We start from the raw sequence: 24,178 nt of genomic DNA, 5'->3' as shown, positions 1-24,178 counted from the left end.
GTTGTGCTGTCCGCCCCGGCGTTCAGCCACCGCCCCACGGCCCACCACCTACAATAGCCCCATGCAGATTGGCCCCTACACCATCGCACCGAACGTGGTGCTCGCGCCCATGGCCGGCGTCACCGACAAGCCGTTCCGGCAGCTGTGCAAGCGCCTGGGCGCGGGCCTGGCCGCCTCGGAGATGACCATCTCCGATCCGCGCTTCTGGACCACCCGCAAGTCGATCCACCGCATGGACCACGCCGGTGAACCGGCGCCGATCAGCGTGCAGATCGCAGGTACCGAGCCTGCGCAGCTGGCCGAGGCGGCACGCTACAACGTCGACCACGGCGCGCAGATCATCGACATCAACATGGGCTGCCCGGCCAAGAAGGTCTGCAACGCCTGGGCCGGCTCGGCGCTGATGCGCGACGAGGCGCTGGTGGCGCGCATCCTGCAAGCGGTGGTGGCCGCGGTGGACGTGCCGGTGACGCTGAAGATCCGCACCGGCTGGTGCGCGCAGGTGCGCAACGCCCCGGCCATCGCCCGCATCGCGCAGGACAGCGGCATCAAAGCGCTGGCCATCCACGGCCGCACCCGCGACCAGCACTACACCGGCACGGCCGAGTACGACACCATCGCCGCGATCAAGGCGATGCTGGACATTCCGGTGCTGGCCAATGGCGATGTGGATTCGCCGCACAAGGCCGAGCAGGTGCTCAAACACACAGGCGCCGATGCGGTGATGGTTGGCCGCGCCGCGCAGGGCCGGCCGTGGATCTTCCGCGAGATCGCCCACTACCTGGCCACCGGCCAGGAGCTGCCGCCGCCGTCATTGGCCGAGGTCCGCGGCATCCTGCTGGGGCATCTCACCGACCTGCACGCTTTCTATGGCGAACAACAGGGCGTACGCATCGCCCGCAAGCATCTGGGCTGGTACGCCAGGGACCGCCCGGAGAACACGGCTTTCCGTGCGGTGGTCAACGCCGCCGAGACCGCCGATGCACAGCTGCGCCTGACCGGCGACTATTTCGACGCGCTGATTGCCGGCGAGCGGCCGGCCCTGTCGCCAGCGGCCTGATCCGGCGCAGACCGGGTCAGCGCGGGGCGCCAGAGGTTCACCCATGAAAAAGCCCGCCAGCAGGACTGGCGGGCTTCCGGCAGGGACATCAGCGCGCGGGGGAGAGAAACGCGCTGCGGTCGATCAGCCGAACACCTTGAAGCGGGCTTCGTCCTCGATATAGCTCTTCTCGCCGAACGCGGCTTCATGGGAGCCGAACGGCATCTGCGCACGCAGGATCCAGCTGGCCGGAATGCCCCAGTGCTCGCGCACCGCCTCGTTCACCAGCGGGTTGTAGTGCTGCAGGCTGGCGCCGATACCGGCGTCGGCCAGCGCGGTCCACACGGCGAACTGGGCCATGCCGTTGGACTGCTCGCCCCAGATCGGGAAGTTCTCGGCATACAGCGGGTACTGCGCCTGCAGGCCCTTGACCACGTCGCTGTCGACGAAGAAGAGCACGGTACCGGCACCGGCGGCGAAGCTGTCGATCTTGTTGCTGGTGCCCTCGAAGGCCTCGGCCGGCACGATCTTGCGCAGCTCGTCCCGGGTCAGGTCCCAGAACTTCTGGCTTTCGGCACCGAACAGGATCACCGCCCGCGCCGACTGCGCATTGAACGCCGACGGCGCTTCACGCACGGCGTGCTTGATCAGGCTGGCGGTGTCGTTCTGGCTGATCGGCAGGGTCTTGCCGAGGGCGTATTGCGAGCGGCGCTTCTTGTACAGGGAGATGGCTTGGCTGTTCATGGTCGGTTCCTTGGGAGAAGCGGACCGGCACCATCGCCGATTCCTGCTTGATGGCCCCCATTTTATTTGCCAGCAAAATCAGAACAATCACCCTAAAAGGCATAATTTGTTTCAAATTCAGAACGCGAGCCGGTGACTGGCTACCTGACACGCTCCGCCACCCCGGGGCCAGCCGCTTCCGCCACCGGTGGAGCCGTCCAGATCCGCTGCCACGCCTCGCCCAGGCGCTGTTTCAGCAGCGCACGCCCACCCTGCTCCCGGTAGACCGGCCTGAGCTGGCGCGGCGCAATCGCCTGCCAGCCCTCCCCATCAATCCGGGCCACGGCGAACGTGAAGTTGTAGTCCGGCTCCAGGCCCATGCGCAGATCGCTGAGCACCAGCTCCCCGCCCTGCACCTGCGCGCGCATGAAGCCGCGGTTGAACCAGTTCAGGCGCTGCACCGCCGGCACCTCGCCGGCCTGGCGCAAAGCCTGCACGTTGGAGGGGTAACCGCTGAACTGCATCGGCCCGTGGTCGGCCCACAGCGAGCGGTCACCGACCACATAGCCGCCGGGGGTCATCGCCACCACCCGCCACAGCAGGGTGTTGAACGGCATTGGCACCGAGAACCGCGGCGCATCGGCCAACCCCATACCTGCCAGCGCCTGTTCGGCGGCACGGTCCACCTGCGCCTTGGCCACCAGCGACCAGCCCAGATACCCGGTGCTGAGCAGCAACCCCGCCAGCAGTGCCCGCTGTGCCAGCGGCCGCACGTGCGCGAACCAGGCGATCACGCAGGCCAGCAGCAGCCACACGGTGTACAGCGGATCGATGATGAACACGCTCGACCACATCGCCGGTGCCGGGGTCAGCGGCCACCACAACTGGGTGCCGTAGACGGTGAAGGCATCCAGCAGCGGATGGGTGACCAGCGCCAGCACGATCGCACACCACCAGCGCACCGGGGCTGCGGCCACCCGGCCTTGGCCGAAGCGGTGGTACAACCACCAGATCAGCGTGCCCAACAGCGGCAGCACCAGCAGCGAATGGCTGAAACTGCGGTGCACCGTCATCAATGTGACCGGATTGTCGGTGAACGCCGCGATGAACAGGCCATCGAGGTCGGGCAAAGTGCCCAGTGCGGCACCGGCCAACAAGGCCGCGCGGCGATGGCCGGCGGGCGCGACAGCGGCAGCGACAGCGCCGCCGAGAACGATCTGACTGAGGGAATCCATACGCCGATGCTAGCAGCCGGCGCTGCGCTCAGCCCTGCCGCCGGCCATGCAGACGCCACAGCATCAGCCCGCTGTACAGCAAGGCCAGAAACAGCAGGTTGAGCAGCTCGCCACCGATCTCAGGCAGGCGCGCGCCCAACTGCTGGGTGCGGACGATGGCATTGATGCCGGCGGTGGTAGGCAACAACTTGGCCAGCGCCACCAGGGTTGGCGGTGAGGCGATGGCCGGCCACGATAGGTTGGACAGGAAGAACAGCGGGATCGAAACCGCGGTGACGTATTGGAACGCCCGCTCGCGGGTGTCGAAGAAGCTGGCGATGAAAATCCCGAACGGCACCGTCGCCAACGCGAACAACAGCACTGCCAACAGCAGTCCGGTGATGTTGCCGCCGCGCGGATAGTCCTGCGCCCAGGCAGTGAAACCGACGTAGTACAGCAGCCCGCACACAGCCACCACGGTAAAAGCCATGGCCATGCCCAGCAGGGTCGGCAGGTCGAACTGCAGCCGCCTGCCCAACTGCGCACGACGGCTGCCCAGCAGTACGCCGATGCCGAGCAACAGCGTCTGGTGCACGATCAGCTCCGATACCCCGGGCACCACGCTGCTGCCATAGCCTTCGCGGGTGTTGTACAGCGGCCGCTGCACCAGCTGTAGCGGTGCCGCCGGCGGTGCGCCCATGAAGGCCGCCTGGCGCATCGCCTGTTGGCGACCAAAGCCGGTGATGCCGTCGGCCAGCCCATTGAGGATGGCGCTGGCCCGACTCAGGTAGGCACCATTTCCCAACAACACCACCTGGCCGCTGCCGCCACGCAGGATGTCGCGCTCCAGCCGTTGCGGGATCAGCACGATTCCATCCACCTGGCCAGCCAGCAGCTGCTGCCGGGCCTGGCCCAGATCGGTCGGCTGGCTGACCACCCGCACCGCGCGCAGCGCATCCACATGCCGGATCAGCTCGCGGCTGGTCGCACTGTGGTCAGCATCCACCACGGCGACCGGCAGGTCACTGGCAACCTGGTGACGGTAGGCCGCCGGGTAGAAGAACGAGTACAGCAGCACCGCGCCTATCATCACCGTGCGCGCCGCCGGGTCGGCGAACATCGCCTGCAGGGTGAGCCGGAAGCTGGCCATGAAGCCGCTCACGCGCGCGCCTGCTGGCGTGCCGCACGCAGCAGCAGGCCTGCACCCAGCCCGCCGGCCAATACTGTCATCAACAGCAATATCGTCAGCGGGCGCAGCGATACCTGCCACGGCGCGCCCATGAACAACTGCTGCATCTGCACCTGCACATAGGCGGTGAGCGGCAGCAGCATGTTCCAGACACGGGTGAACAGCGGGGCTTCGACCACCGGAAAGGTGGCCCCGGAAAACGCCAGCGCGGTACCGATGGTCAGACCGACCGCCGACAGCCCGGTGCACATGTCACGGGTCACCGCGATGAACAGCAGCGCGAAACTGCAGCTGGCCAGGTAGAACAGCGGTTGCGCCAGCAACATCAGCCACAGGCTGCCAGCCACACCATCGCCGCGCACATAGGCCTGGTACATCACCCCCAGCGCGCCGTACAGCGAGAACAGCGCGACATAGGGAAAAAGTTTGCCGACCATAGCCGCCCACGGCCGCTGCTGCAGCCAGCCGCCAAGCAGGCCGTCGCGCTGCTCGCGACCAAACGCGGCACCGGCCGACAGCGCCGCCAGCAACGACAACATGGCCGGGAAAATCAGCGGCAGCAGGAACAACTCGTAGCTGCGCGCCGGATTGTACAACACCGTGGCCTGCACCGTGACCGGTGCGCCGCGCAATTTTGCCGGGCCAACCTGCAGGCCGATCTGCCCGGTAAGCAGGCGCGCGTTGTAGGCACTCACCGCGTCGGCGATATCACGCCCGGCCGATTGCCCGGTGGCCATGTAGGTGGCGTTGTAGAACGCATAGACCGGCGCCGGTTCACCGCGCAGCGCGCGCCGGCTCAGGTCGCGCGGCAGCAGCACGATGGCAAACACCTCCAGCGCGCGCAGCTGTGCCTGCGCCTGCTGCAGCGATGCCGGCTCGGTTGCCACCTGCACACCAGGGCTGTCGTCGATGGCGCGGGCTAGGCCACGACTGATCGGGCTGTGGTCCAGGTCAACCAAGGCGATCGGCACCTGCCGCAGCACAGAGCCGGAGAACAACCACATCATCAGCGCCATCAGCAGCAGTGGCAGCACCGTCACCAGCGCCAGCTCCCAGCGCTCGTTGCGCCAGTGCTGCAGCTCGCGTCGCAGCGAGGCGGCGAAGGCCTTGCCTGGTGTCAGTCCTGCGGCCATGCAAACAGCACGCTCATGCCCGGCCGGAACCCCTCGATCGGCTGCTGCGGCCGCGCCCGCACTTCAAAACTACGCACGTCATAGCCCGACGACTGACGGGTGCTGCGCCAGGTAGCGTAGTCACCGGCCGGGCTGATGAAGTAGACCTCGAACGTGGCAGTGCGTCCCTGCAGTGCCGGCATTGTGCCGTGCAGGCGGGCGCCCGGCTTGAGCCCGTTCATCTGGTCCTCGCGCAGGTTCAGCGCCACCCACATGTGGTCGATGTCGACCAGGGTGAACACCGGATAGCCGGCCGGCACCAGCTCGCCGATGTCGGCCATGCGCTTGCCCACCTCGCCCGCCAGCGGTGCGCGGCCCTCGGTTTCCTGGCGGGCCGCGTCAACCTCCGCCTTTGCACCTTCGGCCTGCCGTACCTGCGCCTGCGCGGCCTCCTTGTCCTCGACCCGTGCACCGGCCAAAGCCTGGTCATACTGCGCCCGCGCCGCCCGCGCCAGTTCGTTGGAACTGCGCGCCTGGGCCTGCGCCTCGTCGCGCTTCTGCCGGCTCACCACGCCCTCGGCATACAGGTTGTCGAGCCGCCTAAACGTGCTGGTGGCCAGCTCCGCGCCAGCCACCGCGCGCTTCCAGTTGGCCTCGGCCGCACGGATGTCCTCGCTGCGCGCGCCCTCCTCGGCCTTGGCCGCCATCGCCTTGGCCGCGGCCACTACCGCATCGGCCTGGCGCTCCTTGGCCGCCACCTCCGGGCTGTCCAGTTCAAACAGCACCTGCCCGGCGCTCACCCGGTCGCCTTCGCGCACATGCAGCTGCCGCAAGCGCGCGGTAACCTTGGCGGCGACATTGACGTTGTCGGCATCGGCCATGCCCTGCACCTGGTCCGGCGGGCTGCGCAGGCCCAGCCACAGGCCGACTGCCACCAGCACCAGCAGTACCACGCCGGCAATCAGAAGCACGCGGCGCTGCCGCGGGCTGGTTTCCACCTGCAGCGAATCGCTCATTCCAGCACCTGGTCCGCGCGTTGGCGGTAGTCATCAAAACGTTGCAGCTGCCCGCTCACTTCCAGCAACTGCGCCAGCGCCACGTCGAATTGATAGGCGGCCTGCGCCCGTTCCACCTGTGCGCCGCCCAGCGCCAAGCGCGCGTCGATCACGTCTAGCGAGGTGGACTGGCCTTCACGGAAAGACAGCTCCTGCAGCCGCTGGTTCTCCTCAGCCTGGGCGATGCTGCTGTCCAGCAGCTGGAACTGCGTGCGCGCGGTCTCCAGTTCGTTCCAGGCTTTGCCTACGCCGAGCTGCAACTGGTTCTCCACTTCGCTCAGCCCCGACTGCGCCTGATCCAGCTGCGCGCGCGCCGCACTGACCTGCAGCGGCCGCGCCGTCGGCGACAGGAAGGTGTAGCGCAGGCCGATGCCGAACGCCCAGTCGGCATCGGTCAGCAGCGCGTCGCGACGGCGCAGGTCGTACTGGCCGAACAGATAGATCTGCGGCTTGAGCTTGGCCTGCTGCGCACGCACACCCTGCTCGGCCTGTGCAGTCAGTGCGCGCAGCCGGCCGATCTGCGGATGCCGCTGCTGCGCGCTGCGCTCGAACTCCTCGCGCGCGCCGACCGGGCCGTTGATCACGAACAGCGGCGAGGTGGTGGCGACCGCGCCACCGCTGCGCAACAACGTCGCCAACGCCTGTTGCAGGGTCGACAGATCGTTGACCGCCTTCTGGTAGTCACGCTCGGCCTTGTCGCGAGCGACATTCGCCTGCAACCGCTGCGCCTTGGTGGCGAAGCCCTCGCGTTCGAGCTTCTGCGCATCTTCCAGATGCCGCTGCAGGCCATCACGCACATCGCGACGCACCTGCACCGCCTGCTCGGCCAGCTGCTGGCCGAAGTAGGCCTGCACCAGCTGCAGCGACAGCGACTGCCGCTGTAGTTCACGATCGGCCTGTGCCAGTTCAGTGGCTGCCTGCGCGGCCCCCTGCGCGGCGGGTATCAAGCCACCGCTGTACAACGGCACGCTGGCAGTGACGATAGGGCGGGTACGCCAGTCACGCTCGCCGAACTGCAGCGGCGACTCGATGCCGAAGGCCTCGGCAACCGGCGCCAACGAGCCCAGCGGCAGGCTCAGGGTTTTCCGGAACTGCATGCGGCGCACGTCGGCGGTGATTTCCGGCAGCCGCAGGTAACGGCTGGCGTCCTGCAGGTCCTGCTTGTTGCGCACCCCGGCATCGGCGGCGGCCAGCGCATCGGATACCTGCTCCAGCCGCTGCCGCGCCTGTTCGTAACTCAACGCGGGCACCGCTTCGGCGGCCGCTGCCGGCAGCGGCGCCAGCAGCATCCAAAGCACACACAACCCTATCGCGACCGATGCTGGTTGCTTGCCTGCCACCCCGATACTCCCTGCTCGCTGGCTGGCCCCAGCATAGCCGCCCACCGGGTGAGGAAGAAGTCAGCCGGGCACTCAGGACGCCTGCGCCAGCCTCACAGCTCCCGGCAGGCAGGCGAGGCTGCGCCCGGAATGATCGCGCAGGCGCAGACTGCAATCCGGGTCCTCGGCCAGCACAGTCAGGCTTTCCACCCAGTCGCCGTCATTGGCGTAGATCAGGCCAGCGCGCTCAACCAGCGCTGCGCGATGGATATGGCCGCAGTCAATCCCGTCCAACACGCCCCGGCGCACGTCGGCCAGTCCGGCCTGCACGAAACGCGCGATATAGCGCTCGGCCGCACCGCTCTGCCGCTTGAGGAACTCCGGCAGCGACCAGTAACGCAAGCCAAGCCGACGCCGCGCAGCGGTCGCTTGCGGCGGGCAAGCATCTCCCGCGCCAGCAAGGCGGTACAGGCCGGCTTGAACAGCGCCGATGCACCGTGGAACAAGAGCGAATTGCGCGCCTGCACCCGCACCGGCAGCACCGGCGTGTCGCAGGTACGGGCGAAATGGACGAAACCGCGGTTCCAGCGGCCGTCGCGGATGCCCTGCCGTGACAGCCGGGAGACTTCGCCGGCCGGGAATACGATCACGCACTGTTCGGCCTGCAGCGCCTGTTCCACCCCCTGCAGTCTGGCCCGCTGGGGCACAGCCGCCGAGGATGCGACCGGTAGCAGCAGCTCGCGCAGCGGCTCCAGCTCCAGCCGCATGCCGTTGGCGATGAACCGCACGTCGCTGCGCCCACCGCGTCCAGCAGGGCCAGTGCGTCCAACGCACCGGACGGGTGATTGGCGACGATCAGCAGCCTCCCGCTGGCCGGGATCAGCGCCGAGCTGACGAAGGCCAAGCCCTGCAGCCCGGCACTGCGCTGCAGGAAGGCGCCCAGCCACTCAAAACGTGACCAGCGTTGCATTGTGTGTAATAGCGGCTTGGCCAGATGCCGGCGCGGGCCGTGGAGCCCATCGGGATAGCGTTGCTGCAGGCGATGCGCGGTCTGCTGCAGGGCGAAGTCTCCCTGACGGCCGAGTGGCCGGGAGCCTGCGCCCGCCACAAGGCAGGCCGATTGCAGTTTTGCGGCCGTTCGGTGACCCCGCCTTAACCGGATGGCAACGGCGGTAACGGCACTATTCCGTCACCCGACCAACCGTGTATCATCCGCGGCCATCTTTCCATCCGAATCAAGGGATATATAGCCCGATGTCCAGCTACCTGTTCACCTCCGAATCGGTCTCCGAAGGCCATCCGGACAAGATTGCCGACCAGATCTCCGACGCGGTGCTGGACGCAATCCTGACCCAGGACAAGCGCGCCCGCGTGGCCTGCGAAACCATGGTCAAGACCGGTGCGGCCATCGTCGCCGGCGAAGTCACCACCTCGGCGTGGGTCGATATCGAAGAACTGACCCGCAAGGTCATCAACGACATCGGCTACAACAATTCCGACGTCGGCTTCGACGGCCACACCTGCGCGATCATCAACATGCTCGGCAAGCAGTCGCCGGACATCGCCGCCGGCGTGGACGGTTCGGGCAAGAAGACCAAGAAGCCGGAAGAACAGGGCGCCGGCGACCAGGGCCTGATGTTCGGCTATGCCTGCAACGAGGCGCCGGAATTCATGCCGGCCCCGATCTACTACTCGCACCGTCTGGTCGAGCAGCAGGCCAAGGTCCGCAACAAGAAGAACTCGCCGCTGCCGTGGCTGCGCCCGGACGCCAAGAGCCAGGTCACCCTGCGCTATGGCGACAACGGCAAGATCGAAGGCCTGGACGCGGTGGTGCTGTCCACCCAGCACGACCCGGGCGTGAAGCAGAAGGACCTGATCGAGGCCGTGCGCGAGCACATCCTCAAGCCGGTGCTGCCCAAGGCGTGGCTGGACGCGCTGCCGAAGAACAAGATCCACATCAACCCGACCGGCATCTTCGTCATCGGCGGCCCGGTCGGCGACTGCGGCCTGACCGGCCGCAAGATCATCGTCGACACCTACGGCGGCATGGCCCGTCACGGTGGCGGTGCGTTCTCGGGCAAGGATCCGTCCAAGGTTGACCGTTCGGCCGCCTACGCCGCCCGCTACGTGGCCAAGAACGTCGTGGCTGCCGGCCTGGCGGACAAGTGCGAAGTGCAGGTTTCCTACGCCATCGGCGTGGCCGAGCCGACTTCGATCTCGGTCACCACCTTCGGCACCGGCAAGGTCGCCGACGCGCAGATCGAGAAGCTGATCCGTGCGCACTTCGACCTGCGTCCGTACGGCATCATCAAGATGCTGGATCTGATCCACCCGATGTACCAGCAGACCGCCGCCTACGGCCACTTCGGCCGCAAGCCGAAGGAATTCAGCTACGTCGATGGCGAGGGCAAGAGCCAGACCGCGACCGCCTTCTCCTGGGAGAAGACCGACCGCGCCGAGGCGCTGCGCAAGGCCGCCAAGCTGAAGTAATAAACTGGCACTGCCAGTGACCGGAACGGGCCGCGCAAGCGGCCCGTTTTTTTGGCCCGCAACTGAACTGCCGTACAGGATCCCCCCGTGAGCGAATGCACCGACCCGCACCACCCGCCGACCACGCTGCCGCCCGCCAGCGACAGCGCCGCTCCCGACACGGACGGACTGCTGGCTGTGCTGGAAACCGTCGCCGAGGACCGTACCGTGCTCGATGCATGGCCGGCCGAGCAGCGCGCGCGGCTGTACAAGGCCGTGGCCAGCATCGCCAACCCGGCGCCGAAGTTCCGCCGCCAGAAGGCCAAGCTCGAACAGCGCGCGCAGCATGCCGAGAAACTGCGCAAGGCCGATGCACTGCTGGAACAGACCGGCATCCGCACCCTGCGCAGCAAACCGGTGTTCAGCACGCCGAACTATTTCCCGCCGCAGAATTTCGACCAGCAGAACCGGCTGGCGCACGATCCGCGCGAGCCCGAACGCGAACCGCTGGAATCCCCGGAGCTGCGCCACTGCTATGTGTGCAAGCAGAAGTACACGCGGCTGCACCACTTCTACGACCAGATGTGCACACGCTGCGCGGACTTCAATTTCGCCAAGCGCACCGAGCTGGCCGATCTGGGCGGGCGCGTGGCGCTGCTCACCGGTGGCCGGGTCAAGATCGGCTTCCAGGCGGGTCTGAAGCTGCTGCGTGCTGGCGCGCACCTGATCGTCACCACCCGGTTCCCGCGCGATTCGGCCGCCCGCTATGCGCAGGAACCGGATTTCGCGGTGTGGGGCCATCGCCTGGAGGTATTCGGGCTGGATCTGCGCCATACCCCCAGCGTGGAAGCGTTCTGCAGTGAAGTGGCCGGCAAGTATTCGCGGCTGGACTTCATCATCAACAACGCCTGCCAGACCGTGCGCCGCCCGCCGGAGTTCTACGCGCACATGATGGAGGCCGAAACCGCCAGCATGGCGCAGACACCCGAACACGTGCGCAAGCTGCTGGGCAATTTCGAAGGGCTGCGCAGCCACGACCTGCTGCCCGAAGCCACCGCCCTGAGCTCGGCCGCGCTGCACGGCCTGTCCGAGGCCCCGGGGCTGACCCACGCACCGGCGCTGTCGCAGGTGCCCTTGCTGGCCGAGGAACTGCTGGGCCAGAAGCACCTGTTCCCGGAAGGCCGGCTGGACAAGGACCTGCAGCAGGTCGATCTGCGCGGACGCAACTCCTGGCGTCTGCAGATGCACGAGGTGCCGGCGGTGGAACTGCTGGAAACCCAGCTGGTCAACGCGGTGGCGCCGTTCATCCTCAATGCGCGGCTGAAGCCGCTGATGCTGCGCACGCCCAATCGCGACAAGCACATCGTCAACGTCTCGGCGATGGAAGGGCAGTTCTACCGCAACTTCAAGACCACCAAGCATCCGCATACCAACATGGCCAAGGCCGCGTTGAACATGATGACGCGCACCGCGGCGGCCGATTACCACGGCGACGGCATCCATATGAACAGCGTGGATACCGGCTGGGTTACCGACGAGGATCCGATCGAGCTGGCCACCCGCAAGACCGCCGAGGAGCGCTTCCATCCGCCGCTGGATATCGTCGATGGCGCCGCGCGCATCGTCGACCCGATCATCCACGGCTTCAACACCGGCGAGCACGTGTGGGGCCAGTTCCTGAAGGACTACCAGCCCACGCACTGGTAAGCGGCCGCCGGCGCCGCGGTGGTGCTGGACGGGCCGGGCCTCCGGCCGGCTCGCCTGCGCCACCGGCAATGGCCGTCGGCCACGCGGTCGCTGCGGATCGTGCAGCGCGGCGTCCCTGGCGGATCGGCGCTCAAGCGCAGCCTCGACGCCAGGCACCGGGGACAGAGGATCGAGGGCCCGGGCGGCATGCTGGACCGGCGGGACACGCTGCGGTTCGCCACGCCGGGGGGCTTCCACGGGGTGCGCCGCCACTTCCAGTGACGGTGGCCGCTGCGTCGGGACAGGGGCTGTGACACCGCCCTCTTTCCGCGCCGGATTACCCGTCCCGCGCCCGGGTGGAGTAGCCTGCGGGCCCTGTCGTCGCGGTGCCCACCATGTCCGAACCCATCTCCCACCAGTTGTCGATGACCGTGCTGATGACCCCGGAGATGGCCAACTTCTCCGGCAAGGTGCACGGCGGCGCGGTGTTGCGCCTGCTCGACCAGGTCGCCTATGCCTGCGCCAGCCGCTATGCCGGCAACTACGTGGTCACCCTGTCGGTGGACCAGGTGACGTTCCGCCAGCCCATTGCCGTCGGCGAACTGGTGACCTTCCTGGCCTCGGTGAACTACACCGGCACCTCGTCGATGGAGGTGGGCATCAAGGTGGTGGCCGAGGACATCCGCAAGGCCAGCGTGCGCCATGCCAACAGCTGCTTCTTCACGATGGTGGCGGTCGATGACGAGGGCCGGCCGACCCCGGTGCCGCCGCTGCAACCGGAAACCAGCGATGAGAAGCGCCGCTTCGCCGCCGCACAGCTCCGCCGCCAGCTGCGCCAGGAGATGGAGCAGCGCCACCTGGAGCTGCTCAAGCACAATCCGTCCGGCGCCGCCGACCTGGCGGTGGAGGCTTAAAAACCGGAACGCCGACCGGAACTGCTACCCGGCCGGCGCCTTCCGGCGATGGATCAGCCGGTGTTCTGCACGCCTTGGGAAACGCCGTTGACGCAGGCCACCAGTGCGCGCAACAGCGCCTCGTCCTCGCGCCCGCTCTCGCGCCAGCGCCTGAGCAGATCCACCTGCAAGGCGCTGATCGGGTCGATGTAGGGATTGCGCAGGCGGATCGACAGGGCCAGCCGCGGATCGTGCTCGAGCAGTTCCTGCTGCCCGCTCAGGCGCTTGACCCAGTGCGCGGTCAACGCCAGCTCCTCGCGGATCAGCGGGAAGAAGTGCCCGTGCAGCGGCCCGGCCAGCTGCGAGAACTGCTCGGCGATATGGATATCACCCTTGCTCAGCACCATCGCCATGTCATCAAGGAAGGTCTCGAAGAACGGCCAGTCGTGCGCCATCTCGCGCAGCCGCTCCTCATGGCCGGCATCGGCGGCGGCCTGCAGCCCGCTGCCCACGCCGAACCAGCCGGGAATCACCGCGCGCGCCTGGCTCCAGGCGAACACCCACGGAATCGCCCGCAGGTTGGACAGCGCCGCGTCCTGGCCCAGCCGCCGCGACGGCCGCGAGCCCAGCGTCATCCGCTCGATCACATCGATCGGCGTCGCATTGCGGAAATAGTCCATGAACCGCGCATCGCCAACGAAGGCGCGGTAGGCGCGCGAGCTTTCAGCCGCGACGGTCTCCATCACCGGGATCCACTGCGCCTCGCGCGGTTCGCCCGCACGCGGGCGGAGGCTGGCGCGCAGCACCGCGCCGGCCGACTGCTCCAGCGAGCGCAGCGCCAGCGCGCGGATGCCGTACTTGCGATGGATCACCTCGCCCTGCTCGGTCACCCGCAGGCGGCCATCGATGCTGCCGCGCGGCGAGGCGTTGACCGCATGCGTGGTCCTGGTGCCGCCGCGGCTGATCGAACCGCCACGGCCGTGGAAGAAGGTCAGCTTCACGCCGTAGGCGGCGGCGGCTTCGAGCAGGTCCACCTGCGCCTGTTGCAGGCCCCAGCGCGACGCGGCGATGCCGCCGTCCTTGCCGCTGTCCGAATAGCCCAGCATCACCATCTGCACGTCATCACGCGCCGCCAGATGGGCGCGATAGACCGGATCGGCCAGCAGGTCGCGCAGTGTCGCGGTACCGCGCTGCAGATCGTCCACGGTCTCGAACAGCGGCGCGATATCCAGCGGCACCGCATCTTCCGCATCGACCAGACCGCCGCGCCGGGCCAGTGCCAGCACCGCCAGCACGTCGCCGCGGTCGTGCGCCATGGAGATGATGTAGCTGCCCAGCGCATCGGCGCCATGGCGACGGCGGGCATCGGCCAGCGCGGCGAACACCTTGTCTAGGCGCTGCCCGGCCTCATCACCGCCGCGCTCCAGTGAGGCACTGCCAGCCGCATAGGGCGAGAGCAGCGCCGCGCGCGCGGCATCGTCCAACGCATCGAAACGGTCTTGACCACCGAGCACGTCGGCCAGCGCACGCGCATGCACGCTCGATTCCTGGCGCACATCCAGCCGTGCCAGATGGAAGCCGAAGGTACGTACCCGCCACAGCAGACGGCGTACCGAGAACCAGCCGGCGTGCTTGCCCTTGTTGGCCTCCAGACTGTCCAGGATCAGCTGCAGGTCGGCGGCAAATTCCGCCGGCGACGCATAGGCGCCGGGTGCATCTTCCAGCGTGGCCTGCAGCCGCGCCCGCATGCGGTCGTTGAGCAGCCGGTACGGCATGTCGGCATGGCGCGGGCGCGACTGCACCTGCGGCAGCAGCTGGTGGTACTGCTCGACACGGGCCAGCACGTCGGCGCTGACGCCGACCAGGTCGGTGGACTGGCTGAGCAGGCTGGCCAGCGCCAACATGTCCTTCAGATACAGGCCGAGCACGGCGTTGCGCTGCGCGTTCAAGGTGGCGGTGATGGTGGTCGCATCCACATTGGGATTGCCGTCCATGTCGCCGCCGACCCAGGTGCCGAAGCGCACCAGCCGCGGCAGCGGCAACGTGCGGCCCCAGGTGTCCAGCAGCGCCTGTTCCAGCGACTCGTAGAACACCGGCATCACCCGGTACAGCACCCGGGTGAGATAGAAACCGACATGCTCGCGCTCGTCATCCACGCTCGGCCGCACCGGCGAGGAATCGGCGGTCTGCCACGAGGCGGTCAGCGCCATGCGGAAGCGCGCGGCATCGGCGGCCTGCTCGCCGGGCGTGCGCTGGCCATCGAGGTTGTCCACCAGCGCGGCCACCATCAGCTGTTCTTTTTCCAGCAGCGCGCGGCGCACCGCCTCGGTCGGGTGCGCGGTGAAGACCGGCTCGATATCGATCCGCGGCAACCACTGCGCCAGCTCCTCCAGCGACACGCCCTGCGCCTTGAGCTGCAGCAGCGCATCGTGCAGGCCATCGGGCTGCGGACGCTTGGTGCCGGCACGCTGGTAGTCGCGGCGGCGGCGGATGCGGTGTACGCGCTCGGCGATGTTCACCACCTGGAAGTAGGTACTGAACGCACGCACCAGCGCCTCGGCCTCGCGCGGTGCGCGGCCCTGCAGCTGCGTGCTCAGTGTTGCCAGCGGGCCCTGGCTTTCACGACGCGCGATCGCCGCCGTGCGCACCGCTTCCACTTCATCAAGAAAGTCCGGCGATACCTGCTCGGACAGAAGGTCGCCGACCAGGGCACCGAGGCGGCGCACATCGTCGCGCAACGGCAGATCGGGGGTGGCGAAGACAACGCTGCTGCGGTACTCGTTCATCCTGGGACGTGGAGCCTTGAGAGCGGAAACGCCCCAAGCCTACCCCAAAAAATCGCCGGTTTTTGCAGTGCATCATGGCTGAAACAGTTGCATCTGCACCTTGTCCAGCCACTGTCCCGGCAGACAGCACAACGGGGCGCAAGCGCCCCGTTGTGGACATCCGCTGTCGCTGGAACGTCAGCGTTTCTTGCCACCGGTACTGGCCGGCGCGGCCAGCCACTTGTCCAGCCACTCCTCGCTTTCCGCCAGCATGGTCATGATCGATTCGCGCGCGCGGTAGGCGTGCGATTCATTGGGCAGCATCACCAGCCGCGAGGTGCCCCCCAGCCCCTTCACCGCGGCGAACATGCGCTCGCTCTGCAGCGGGAAGGTGCCGGAGTTGTTGTCCTCGGCCCCATGGATGAACAGGATCGGGTCCTTGATCTGTTGCGCGTAGTTGAACGGCGACATCTTCAGATACACCTCCTGCGCCTGCCAGTAGTTGCGCTCTTCGGCCTGGAAACCGAACGGGGTCAGCGTGCGGTTGTAGGCACCGGAACGGGCGATACCGGCCTTGAACAGACGCGTATGCGCGAGCAGATTGGCGGTCATGAACGCGCCGTAGGAGTGCCCGCCGATGGCGATACGTTCGCGGTCGGCGACACCGCGTTTGACCACCTCGTCCACCGCCGCCTGCGCGCTAGCCACCAGCTGCTCGATATAGGTGTCGTTGGGTTCGGCATCGCCCTCGCCGATGATCGGCATGGTCGGTGCGCTGAGCACCACGTAGCCCTTGGCAAGGAACGCCTGCGGCCCCCAGTAGCTGACCGCGTTGAAGCGGTGCGGCGAACCGGTGACCTGGCTGGCGTCCTCGGCCGATTTGAACTCGGCCGGGTAGGCCCACATCAGCAGCGGCCGCGGGCCATCCTTCTTCGGGTCGTAGCCCGGCGGCAGCAGCAGGTCGCCGGTCAGTGCCACCCCGTCGTTGCGCTGGTAGCGGATCTGCTCCTTCTTCACCCCACGCAGAGCCGGCAGCGGGTGCGCGAAGCGGGTCAGCTGCCGCGGCGTGGCATCGGCGTCCAGGCCACGGGCGAACAGGTTCGCCGGCACGTCGTTGGATTCGCGGTAGCTCAGCACACGCGGGCTTTCACCGTCGATCAGCGCCAGCGGCATCTCGTAGTACGGCGCCTGCGAGTGGAACAGACGCTCGGCCTTGCCGCTGTGCAGGTCCACCTTGTCCAGGAACGGGCGATCGCCCTCGGCCGAGGCGCCGGCACCGATGCGGTAGAAACTGTTGCCATCGGCGCTGAGCTGCAGCCGCGAGCGGCCGGCCGCATCGGCCTGCAGCACCGGCTCGCCCGGATCGCCGTAACGGTCATCGTCCGAACGCGCCGACAGCAGCACCGGGGCCTGTTCGGGATGGTCCGGGGCGATCTTCCACTGCTTGACCTGGCGGGTCTTCCACCACGATTCGTCCAGCAATGCCAGGTCGCCACGGCCCCAGGTGATACCGGCATAGCGCGAGCCCAGCTGCGCCAGCGTCACCGGCGGCTTGTCGAACGGCGCGGCCTGCATCAGCACTGCATCGCGGATCGCCGTGTCACGCGACGGATCACCGCCATCCTGCGCCTCGGCCCACACCAGCGTGGCCGCCGCATCGGCACGCCAGCTGATCGAGCGCACGCCGGTGGGCACCGCGTCATTGCCGGTGGGCAGGCCATCGACCAGTGGCAGCCGCGCCACGGTATGCACCAGCTTGCCCTGCGCATCGAGCACTTCGATGTTGCGCGGGAACCGGCTCACCGGCACCGCGTAGGAGAACGGCCGCTGCACCCGCTGGCTGAGCAGGTAGTTGCCGTCCGGCGAGGCCGCCAGGCCCAGATAGATGCCCACCGCGCCGACCGGGGTGGCCTGGCCGTTGATCGCCACCCGCATCGGCTGCGCCTGCAGGTAGTACTCGAACAGGCGCGCGTCGTCCTCGTTCTTGAGCAGGTCCTGGTAGGTGCGCACCGAGCGCACGCCCTGCCCGGCCTCGGTCTGCTGCACCGCCGGGCCGGTCGGAACGCCATCACTGGCCGGCGGCGCGCCGCGCCCGGCCGGACGCTGCATCACCAGCAGTTCCGTGCCACCCGGCAACCACGCATAGCCGTTGCCGACGATGCTGTTCAGATCCTGCGCCACCCGGCGCGCGCTGGCCGTGCCTACATCCACCAGCCACAGCTCGTTGGCACCGCTGGCCGGATCGACCTGGTTGAACGCCAGGTACTTCTGGTCCGGCGACCACGCCAGCGAGGCCACCGACAGCGGCTGCGGCAGGCCACTGATCTGGCGCTCGGCGCCGTCCACGGTGGAGATCAGCCACAACTTGCTGCCGAACGAGAAGCGGCTGTCAGACACCGTCTTCGGATTGATCCGCAGCCCAGCCAGCTTCAGCTCCGGGGCCGCCACCTGGGCGATGGACGGCAACGGCGGGGTCTGCAGCATCGCCGCCAGATCGCGCCTGGGCGACAGGCTCAGGGTCGGCGCACGCGGGGCATCCACCACCGCCTGCAAGGCGGCCGACGGGAGCCGGTAGCCCTCGCCCTGGGTGGCCTTCTGCGCCGGCGGAGGGGCCAACGCCATTACCGGCGGTACCGAGAGCAACAGGCCGGCGCACAGCACCAGCACGGCCGAAGCGCGCTTGGCGCGGCGGGCGGGGGATTTGGTCATGACAATCCTTAACAACAGAGGCGATCAGACAACTTAACAATCTCTGTCGCCGTTCTCCCCTGCCTTTGGTTGGGCTGCCGGCGCGACGACCGCGCCGCGATATAATCGCCCCCCCGCTCCGAGGGGCGCTGCGACCGTACCGACCCCACCGGGGCTCGCGTCACGGCCAGGCTCGGGCGGCTTCCATGCAACAACGGCGCCCGGCGAACGCGAGCCTGCTCGCACCACACCGGAGCTCTACATGAACGCTGTTGCCAAGACCTTCTCACAGGAAGGCGATTACAAGATTGCCGATATCGCGCTGGCCGACTGGGGCCGCAAGGAGCTGGATATCGCCGAGCACGAGATGCCGGGCCTGATGTCCATCCGCCGCAAGCACGCCACCACCAAACCGCTGGCCGGCGTGCGCGTGACCGGCTCGCTGCACATGACCATCCAGACCGCGGTGCTGATCGAGACCCTGAAGGACATCGGCGCCGACGTGCGCTGGGCCTCGTGCAACATCTTCTCCACCCAGGACCAGGCCGCCGCCGCCATTGCCGCCACCGGCACCCCGGTGTTCGCGTGGAAGGGCGAAACCCTGGAAGAGTACTGGGACTGCACCCTGGACGCGCTGACCTTCACCCTGCCCGACGGCACCCTGACCGGCCCGCAGCTGGTGGTGGACGACGGTGGCGACGTCACCCTGCTCATCCACAAGGGCTATGAGCTGGAACAGGGCGATGACAGCTGGGTCAACTCCGCCTCGGGCAGCCACGAGGAACAGGTGATCAAGAACCTGCTCAAACGCGTGGCCGTCGAGCGCCCGGGCTACTGGACCCGCGTGGTCGCCGACTGGAAGGGCGTCTCCGAAGAGACCACCACCGGTGTGCACCGCCTGTACCAGCTGGCCGAACAGGGCAAGCTGCTGATCCCGGCGATCAACGTCAACGACTCGGTCACCAAGAGCAAGTTCGACAACCTGTACGGCTGCCGCGAGTCGCTGGCCGATGGCCTGAAGCGTGCGATGGACGTGATGCTGGCCGGCAAGGTGGCCGTGGTCTGCGGCTACGGTGATGTCGGCAAGGGCTCGGCCGCGTCGCTGCGCAACTACGGCGCGCGCGTCATCGTCACCGAGATCGATCCGATCTGCGCACTGCAGGCGGCGATGGAAGGCTACGAAGTCAACACGGTCGAATCCACCCTGGGCCGTGCCGACATCTACGTCACCACCACCGGCAACAAGGACATCATCACCGCCGCGCACATGCAGGCGATGAAGGACCAGGCCATCGTCTGCAACATCGGCCACTTCGACAACGAGATCCAGGTCGATGCGCTCAAGGCCCTGCCGGGTCTGGTGCACACCAACATCAAGCCGCAGGTGGACAAGTACACCTTCGCCAATGGCAACAGCATCTTCCTGCTGGCCGAAGGCCGTCTGGTGAACCTGGGCTGCGCCACCGGCCACCCGAGCTTCGTGATGTCCAACAGCTTCGCCAACCAGACCCTGGCGCAGATCGACCTGTGGGCCAACAAGGACAGCTACGAAAACAAGGTCTACATCCTGCCCAAGCACCTGGACGAGGAAGTGGCGCGCCTGCACCTGGAAAAGATCGGCGTGAAGCTGACCACCCTGACCAGGGACCAGGCCGACTACCTGGGCGTGCCGGTCGAAGGCCCGTACAAGCCGGACCACTACCGCTACTGATCGCCCTGCCGGTCACTGCGTGAGACACGGAACGGGCGCCGCCAGGCGCCCGTTTTTTTGCCTGTTTCCTCGAACCGCGTCCCTGCCGGCGCCAGCTCAGGCACCCCCGCAGCGGACCGGTCACACGCCGGACGCCGTTTCGCTCTACGCCCGTGCGTTGCCCCAAGACGCCGGGTCACCCGGGATGGCGCAGAAGTTCGAGCCGCTCCGCATCAAACGAACCGCGCTGCGCACAGCAGCACCCGCCACTTCCCAACCCGCCACGGCGTGGGGATACTCGAAGCCAGACCGTTCCGTCACCGACTGGGGAGTTTTGATGGCAAGGCGTGCTCGATATCTGCTGGCGGCGGCCTTGGTCGCTTCTTCATCCACGGCGTTCGCACAGAGTGACGCGTACAAAGCCGGTTACAGCGTTGGCCGGCAACTGGGGCGTTTCATGGGACTGGCCTTGCCCGGGGCGGCAGCCGCTGTCGGCGTCGTTGTCGCGCTGCTGGTCTTGCGCGCATGGCGCAAGCGCCGCACTGCCGGTGACAGGCGGGCCTGACATCCCCCCGCCTGGATGGCGCATCCGCCACGGCAGCTATCGGCATGAGTACCGACCGCGACTTCATCGACTATGTCGCCGAGCAGATCGGCCTGGGCAGCCGCCTGAGCCACAGGAAGATGTTTGGCGAGTACGCGCTGTATGTCGATGGCAAGGTGGTGGCCTTCGCCTGCGACAACAGCCTGTTCGTCAAACCCTCCGCTGCCGCCACCGGACTGGCACCGCCGCTGCCGCAACGCCCACCGTATCCCGGCGCCAAGGACTATCCGGTAGCCGATGAGCTGCTTGATGACAGCGAGGCGCTGCGCCGGCTGATCCTGCAGACCGCCGAGCTGATGCCGCTGCCGAAGCCCAGGAAAGTCGCCGCCAGGCGCACGCCCCGCTCCGCAAAGCCCTGACGGCTCCCATCAGCGCACGGTGGATGGCCGCCACCACCAGCCGTCACACCGCCGCGTGGCTACCGTTTGAACAACGCCAGCCCTCCGGCCACCACCGCGCAGCCGATGGCGTAGCAGGCGATATCGGCCCACGAGAAGGTGTTGCCGATCAGCGTGTACATCACATCGCCGCGCACATAGCCCAGCCGTTCGGCCAGCGCGAAGTACTGGGCCACTTCCATCGCGCAGGCGAACCCGAACACGCCCAGCAGCAGCGCATGGTCATCGACCCCCACCACGCTGCGGATCGCCGCGTACAACAGCACCACCACCAGCACATCGCCCAGATAGGCGCGTATCCACGTCACCTGCGACAGCTGCGTGGCGATCACCACTTCCAGCAGGAACAGGGCGATGGCCAGCAGCATGTGCCGCGGGCTGAACGCGAACACGCCCCACCCAGCACGCGCCTTCAGATAAAGACTCATCGCCAGTTGGCGTTGCTGTCCCAGAACGCCACCGCGCGCGCATAGGCGCCACGGTCGATGGCCACGCCCGAGCCGCCCTCCTCCACCCCGAGCGCGTTGCGCATCATCGTGATCGGCGCCATCGGCACTTCCTCGGGCTCGGCGGTGTAGAGGCAGCCGACCACGCCCCAGTCGGCCTCGATCGGCACGCCTTCCTTGGCAAGCTGCTCGGCGCTGTACAGGATCACCACCAGGTACTCGGCCACCGGCGGCTCCACGCCCTCGAACCAGCGCACCAGCACCGGCAGCTCCTCGCGGGTGCGCGCCTCGTAGCCCGAGCGCAGCAGATGGCGGTTGTCATCGGTTATCGGCACGGTCAGGCAGCGGGTGGAGGTCCAGTTGCGGTGCACATGCAGCTTGCAGAACGGCGCGTAGCCGTCGAGCACCTTGTACGGCGCATGGGCGTTGAGGTGCTGCTCGAACTGCTCCGGCGTGCAGTCCTGGATGGTGTTGGCGCGCGGCGTGCGCGGGAACAGCCGGGTGCGGGCGAAGGGGGTGAGATAGATCGACATCAGACCGCTCTTAACAAAGTTGAGCGCGCATTCTCCGCTATCGGCACCACGCCGCGCCCGGCTCCACCGCAGAGTTGGGCCTCGGCGGCGTGGGTGGCGCTGGACGGGCGGCCACCGGCGACGCCGCGACGGGCACGGCGTTGGCCGGCATTCCCTGTCGGGGTGCGCAACAGCGACGGACATATCGCAGCGTTGCCCCACGATTGAATACATTTTCAGGGCAATCGAGCAAGAATCGGTAGACGTCGAACATAGATCGCTCGTGCACGACCGGAAAATGGTCGGCACCGGCCGGAAACAGATCGTCGCAGGGCGACTTGGGGCATTGGCCAGCGCAGCACGCTCGCCATCGACCGGGAAACGCTGATCGGCGTTCGTACCCCGCGCCTGGCGATCAGCGGCAGCCGCTGCTCATCCACCGCCGCGCGCCTGCCGCCCGCGCGGTCGAACTCCCGCCCGCCGCGCGCCCGATCACGGGCCCGCATCGGCCACCGACAATCTTCAGACCCGGACCGGCCCAGCATTCCCCTCGATTCCACGTCAGGGCCACGCCCTGCCCGGTCCGACACGGAGAAGGCCATGCACCTGCGCGATGACACCCCCCGGGCACTGGCCAAGGTGCCGGCGCTTACCTTTGGCTTCTGGGTGATCAAGGTGCTGGCCACCACGCTGGGCGAAACCGGCGGCGATGCGGTATCGATGTCGCTGGGGCTGGGCTACGCGGTCGGCACGGCGATCTTCATGGTGATGTTCCTGCTCGCGGTCGCCGCGCAGATCCGCGCCAGCCGCTTCCGCCCGGCGCTGTACTGGCTGACCGTCATCGCCTCCACCACCGTGGGCACCACCCTGGCCGACTTCGCCGACCGCTCGCTGGGCATCGGCTATGCCGGCGGCAGCACGCTGCTGCTGGGTTTGCTGCTGGCCACGCTGTTCACCTGGCACCGCACGCTGGGCTCGATCGATATCGGCACCGTGGCTAGTCCGCGCGCGGAGGGGTTCTACTGGCTGACCATCATGTGCTCGCAGACGCTGGGCACGGCGCTGGGCGACTGGACCGCCGACAGCGCCGGGCTGGGCTACCTCGGCGCGGCGGCGGTCTTCGGCGGGGCGCTGGTGCTGGTGGCCGCCGCCTGGCACTGGAGCCCGATCTCGCGCGCGACACTATTCTGGACCGCCTTCGTGCTGACCCGGCCGCTGGGCGCGGTGGTCGGCGACTTCCTGGACAAACCGCTGGCTCACGGCGGACTGGCCGTGAGCCGCTACGGCGCCAGCGCGGTGCTGCTGGTGGCCATCGGCGTATGCGTGGCGGTATTCCCACAGCGCGCGGCCGCGCGGCCGCACTGAACCCGCCGCGCCCCCGGCCCAGCATCGCGATGGCGGAAGGTTACCGCCCGGCCCGACTCAAGGCCGGGCCACGGCATGGTCACAGGCGAAACCCTTGAACATCCATCTTGATGAAAAGATATAATGGCCCGCATTCCAGCATGCCCGGCGCCCCATGACCGCGATCAGCTTCGAGTTCTATCCCCCCAAGACCGATGACCAGCGTGCCCAGCTGGACCGCACCGCGGCCAGGCTCAAGGCCTACGCGCCGGAGTACGTGTCATGCACCTTCGGCGCGGGCGGTTCGACCCTGAGCTACACCTCCGAGACGGTGCGCCATCTGAACCAGCACCATGGCCTGCAGGCCGCGCCGCACCTGTCGTGCGTCGGCGGCACCCGCGAGGAGATCCGCGAGCTGCTCAAGCTGTACCGGGCCATCGGGGTCAAGCGCATCGTCGCCCTGCGCGGCGACCTGCCCTCGGGCATGGGCTTTCCCGGCGATATGCGCTATGCCTCGGAACTGATCGCCTTCATCCGCGCCGAACATGGCGACGCCTTCCGCATCGAGGTCGGCGCGTATCCGGAAACCCACCCGCAGGCGTCCTGCGCGCTGGCCGACCTGCGCCACTTCAAGACCAAGATCGATGCCGGCGCCGATGCGGCGATCACCCAGTACTTCTACAACGCCGACGCCTATTTCCACTTCGTCGAGGCGGTGCGCAAGCTGGGCGTGGAGGTGCCGATCATTCCCGGGATCATGCCGATCTCCAACTTCAGCCAGCTACGGCGTTTCTCCGAGCAGTGCGGCGCGGAGATCCCGCGCTGGATCAGCAAGCGCATGCAGGCCTTTGGCGATGATGCCGAGTCGGTGCGCACGTTCGGCGCCGATGTGGTGGCCGCGCTGTGCGAGCGCCTGATCGCCGCCGGGGTGCCGTCGCTGCACTTCTACACACTCAACCTGGCCCGGCCGACGCAGGCGGTGCTCAGGCGCCTCGGACACGCCTGAACCGGGCGGAAGCACCTCACTTCCGT

19 protein-coding genes, 3 pseudogenes and 1 riboswitch are annotated in these 24,178 nt (G+C 67.8%); of the genes and pseudogenes, 10 read left to right on the top strand and 12 right to left on the bottom strand.

What is annotated here, in order from left to right; translation table 11 throughout:
• Window positions 1-61 precede the first annotated feature (61 nt).
• Complete coding sequence (gene dusB, locus ACVOMH_RS13480; protein ID WP_481552285.1) at window positions 62-1,060, top strand: tRNA dihydrouridine synthase DusB; 999 nt, start codon at window positions 62-64, stop codon at window positions 1,058-1,060.
• A 123-nt stretch (window positions 1,061-1,183) separates the two neighbouring features.
• On the opposite strand, the gene ACVOMH_RS13475 is transcribed toward dusB, so the two are convergent.
• The 8 genes and pseudogenes from ACVOMH_RS13475 to ACVOMH_RS13440 form a co-directional block, all read right to left on the bottom strand.
• A complete protein-coding gene (locus tag ACVOMH_RS13475) occupies window positions 1,184-1,783 on the bottom strand; it encodes a nitroreductase family protein (protein WP_481552284.1) in 600 nt (199 codons plus the stop codon).
• Window positions 1,784-1,923: 140 nt separating this feature from the next.
• Window positions 1,924-2,997, bottom strand: coding sequence for a metal-dependent hydrolase (locus tag ACVOMH_RS13470; protein WP_481552283.1), 1,074 nt, complete (start codon window positions 2,995-2,997; stop codon window positions 1,924-1,926).
• A 28-nt stretch (window positions 2,998-3,025) separates the two neighbouring features.
• Entirely contained in the window at window positions 3,026-4,138 is a 1,113-nt protein-coding gene (locus tag ACVOMH_RS13465; RefSeq protein ID WP_481552282.1) for an ABC transporter permease, read from the bottom strand.
• Entirely contained in the window at window positions 4,135-5,298 is a 1,164-nt protein-coding gene (locus tag ACVOMH_RS13460; RefSeq protein WP_481552281.1) for an ABC transporter permease, read from the bottom strand. Before ACVOMH_RS13460 ends, ACVOMH_RS13465 begins: the two co-directional genes overlap by 4 nt.
• Window positions 5,283-6,293: an HlyD family secretion protein gene (locus ACVOMH_RS13455; protein ID WP_481552280.1), complete on the bottom strand. Its 1,011-nt coding sequence runs from the start codon at window positions 6,291-6,293 to the stop codon at window positions 5,283-5,285. Before ACVOMH_RS13455 ends, ACVOMH_RS13460 begins: the two co-directional genes overlap by 16 nt.
• On the bottom strand, window positions 6,290-7,621 hold the full coding sequence (locus ACVOMH_RS13450) for a TolC family protein (RefSeq protein ID WP_481552279.1): 1,332 nt from the start codon (window positions 7,619-7,621) through the stop codon (window positions 6,290-6,292). Before ACVOMH_RS13450 ends, ACVOMH_RS13455 begins: the two co-directional genes overlap by 4 nt.
• A gap of 123 nt (window positions 7,622-7,744) precedes the next feature.
• A pseudogene (locus tag ACVOMH_RS13445) lies at window positions 7,745-8,074 on the bottom strand (UDP-2,3-diacylglucosamine diphosphatase); the annotation flags it as partial.
• Window positions 8,075-8,184: 110 nt separating this feature from the next.
• Window positions 8,185-8,418 (bottom strand): annotated as a pseudogene (locus ACVOMH_RS13440) (bifunctional ornithine lipid synthase OlsF); the annotation flags it as partial.
• 487 nt (window positions 8,419-8,905) lie between these two features.
• Here ACVOMH_RS13440 and metK point away from each other — a divergent pair.
• The 4 genes from metK to ACVOMH_RS13420 all read left to right on the top strand — a co-directional run bounded on the left by metK (window position 8,906) and on the right by ACVOMH_RS13420 (window position 12,720).
• Window positions 8,906-10,141, top strand: a complete 1,236-nt coding sequence (metK, locus tag ACVOMH_RS13435; RefSeq protein WP_481552278.1) for a methionine adenosyltransferase — start codon at window positions 8,906-8,908, stop codon at window positions 10,139-10,141.
• Window positions 10,142-10,267: 126 nt separating this feature from the next.
• Window positions 10,268-11,827, top strand: coding sequence for an SDR family NAD(P)-dependent oxidoreductase (locus ACVOMH_RS13430; RefSeq protein ID WP_481552311.1), 1,560 nt, complete (start codon window positions 10,268-10,270; stop codon window positions 11,825-11,827).
• A gap of 18 nt (window positions 11,828-11,845) precedes the next feature.
• Window positions 11,846-12,088: a phosphatidate cytidylyltransferase gene (locus tag ACVOMH_RS13425; protein WP_481522760.1), complete on the top strand. Its 243-nt coding sequence runs from the start codon at window positions 11,846-11,848 to the stop codon at window positions 12,086-12,088.
• Window positions 12,089-12,201: 113 nt separating this feature from the next.
• Window positions 12,202-12,720: an acyl-CoA thioesterase gene (locus ACVOMH_RS13420; RefSeq protein WP_481552277.1), complete on the top strand. Its 519-nt coding sequence runs from the start codon at window positions 12,202-12,204 to the stop codon at window positions 12,718-12,720.
• A 53-nt stretch (window positions 12,721-12,773) separates the two neighbouring features.
• Here the strand turns inward: ACVOMH_RS13420 and ppc are convergent, their stop codons facing one another.
• Both ppc and ACVOMH_RS13410 read right to left on the bottom strand, forming a co-directional pair.
• Window positions 12,774-15,485 carry a phosphoenolpyruvate carboxylase gene (gene ppc, locus ACVOMH_RS13415; RefSeq protein ID WP_481552276.1) on the bottom strand — a complete coding sequence of 904 codons (2,712 nt, stop codon included), beginning with the start codon at window positions 15,483-15,485 and terminating at the stop codon, window positions 12,774-12,776.
• Window positions 15,486-15,662: 177 nt separating this feature from the next.
• Window positions 15,663-18,173, bottom strand: coding sequence for an alpha/beta hydrolase family protein (locus tag ACVOMH_RS13410; RefSeq protein ID WP_481552275.1), 2,511 nt, complete (start codon window positions 18,171-18,173; stop codon window positions 15,663-15,665).
• Window positions 18,174-18,287: 114 nt separating this feature from the next.
• Window positions 18,288-18,382: riboswitch (S-adenosyl-L-homocysteine riboswitch) on the top strand.
• A gap of 32 nt (window positions 18,383-18,414) precedes the next feature.
• Here ACVOMH_RS13410 and ahcY point away from each other — a divergent pair.
• The 3 genes from ahcY (at window position 18,415) to ACVOMH_RS13395 (ending at window position 20,805) form a co-directional block, all read left to right on the top strand.
• Window positions 18,415-19,863 (top strand): adenosylhomocysteinase, encoded by a 1,449-nt coding sequence (ahcY, locus tag ACVOMH_RS13405; protein WP_057506081.1) that lies wholly within the window; start codon window positions 18,415-18,417, stop codon window positions 19,861-19,863.
• A gap of 184 nt (window positions 19,864-20,047) precedes the next feature.
• Entirely contained in the window at window positions 20,048-20,407 is a 360-nt protein-coding gene (locus ACVOMH_RS13400) for a hypothetical protein (protein WP_481552274.1), read from the top strand.
• A gap of 44 nt (window positions 20,408-20,451) precedes the next feature.
• Window positions 20,452-20,805 (top strand): TfoX/Sxy family protein, encoded by a 354-nt coding sequence (locus ACVOMH_RS13395; RefSeq protein ID WP_054659659.1) that lies wholly within the window; start codon window positions 20,452-20,454, stop codon window positions 20,803-20,805.
• 59 nt (window positions 20,806-20,864) lie between these two features.
• Here the strand turns inward: ACVOMH_RS13395 and ACVOMH_RS13390 are convergent, their stop codons facing one another.
• Both ACVOMH_RS13390 and ACVOMH_RS13385 read right to left on the bottom strand, forming a co-directional pair.
• The gene (locus tag ACVOMH_RS13390; RefSeq protein WP_481552273.1) at window positions 20,865-21,272 is read right to left on the bottom strand and encodes a ribosomal maturation YjgA family protein; all 408 of its coding nucleotides are present in this window, start codon (window positions 21,270-21,272) and stop codon (window positions 20,865-20,867) included.
• The gene (locus ACVOMH_RS13385; protein ID WP_481552272.1) at window positions 21,269-21,823 is read right to left on the bottom strand and encodes a DUF3228 family protein; all 555 of its coding nucleotides are present in this window, start codon (window positions 21,821-21,823) and stop codon (window positions 21,269-21,271) included. Before ACVOMH_RS13385 ends, ACVOMH_RS13390 begins: the two co-directional genes overlap by 4 nt.
• A 579-nt stretch (window positions 21,824-22,402) precedes the next feature.
• On the opposite strand from ACVOMH_RS13385, the gene ACVOMH_RS13380 reads away from it, so the two are divergent.
• A complete protein-coding gene (locus ACVOMH_RS13380) occupies window positions 22,403-23,167 on the top strand; it encodes a COG4705 family protein (protein WP_481552271.1) in 765 nt (254 codons plus the stop codon).
• A 142-nt stretch (window positions 23,168-23,309) separates the two neighbouring features.
• Window positions 23,310-24,152, top strand: a pseudogene (gene metF, locus ACVOMH_RS13375) (methylenetetrahydrofolate reductase [NAD(P)H]); the annotation flags it as partial.
• Between the last annotated feature and the right edge of the window lie 26 nt (window positions 24,153-24,178).

It is taken from the genome of Stenotrophomonas sp. STEN013 (genome assembly GCF_056760355.1).
The sequence above is the reverse complement of the archived record's forward strand: the minus strand, read 5'-3'. Positions and strand labels throughout refer to the sequence as shown.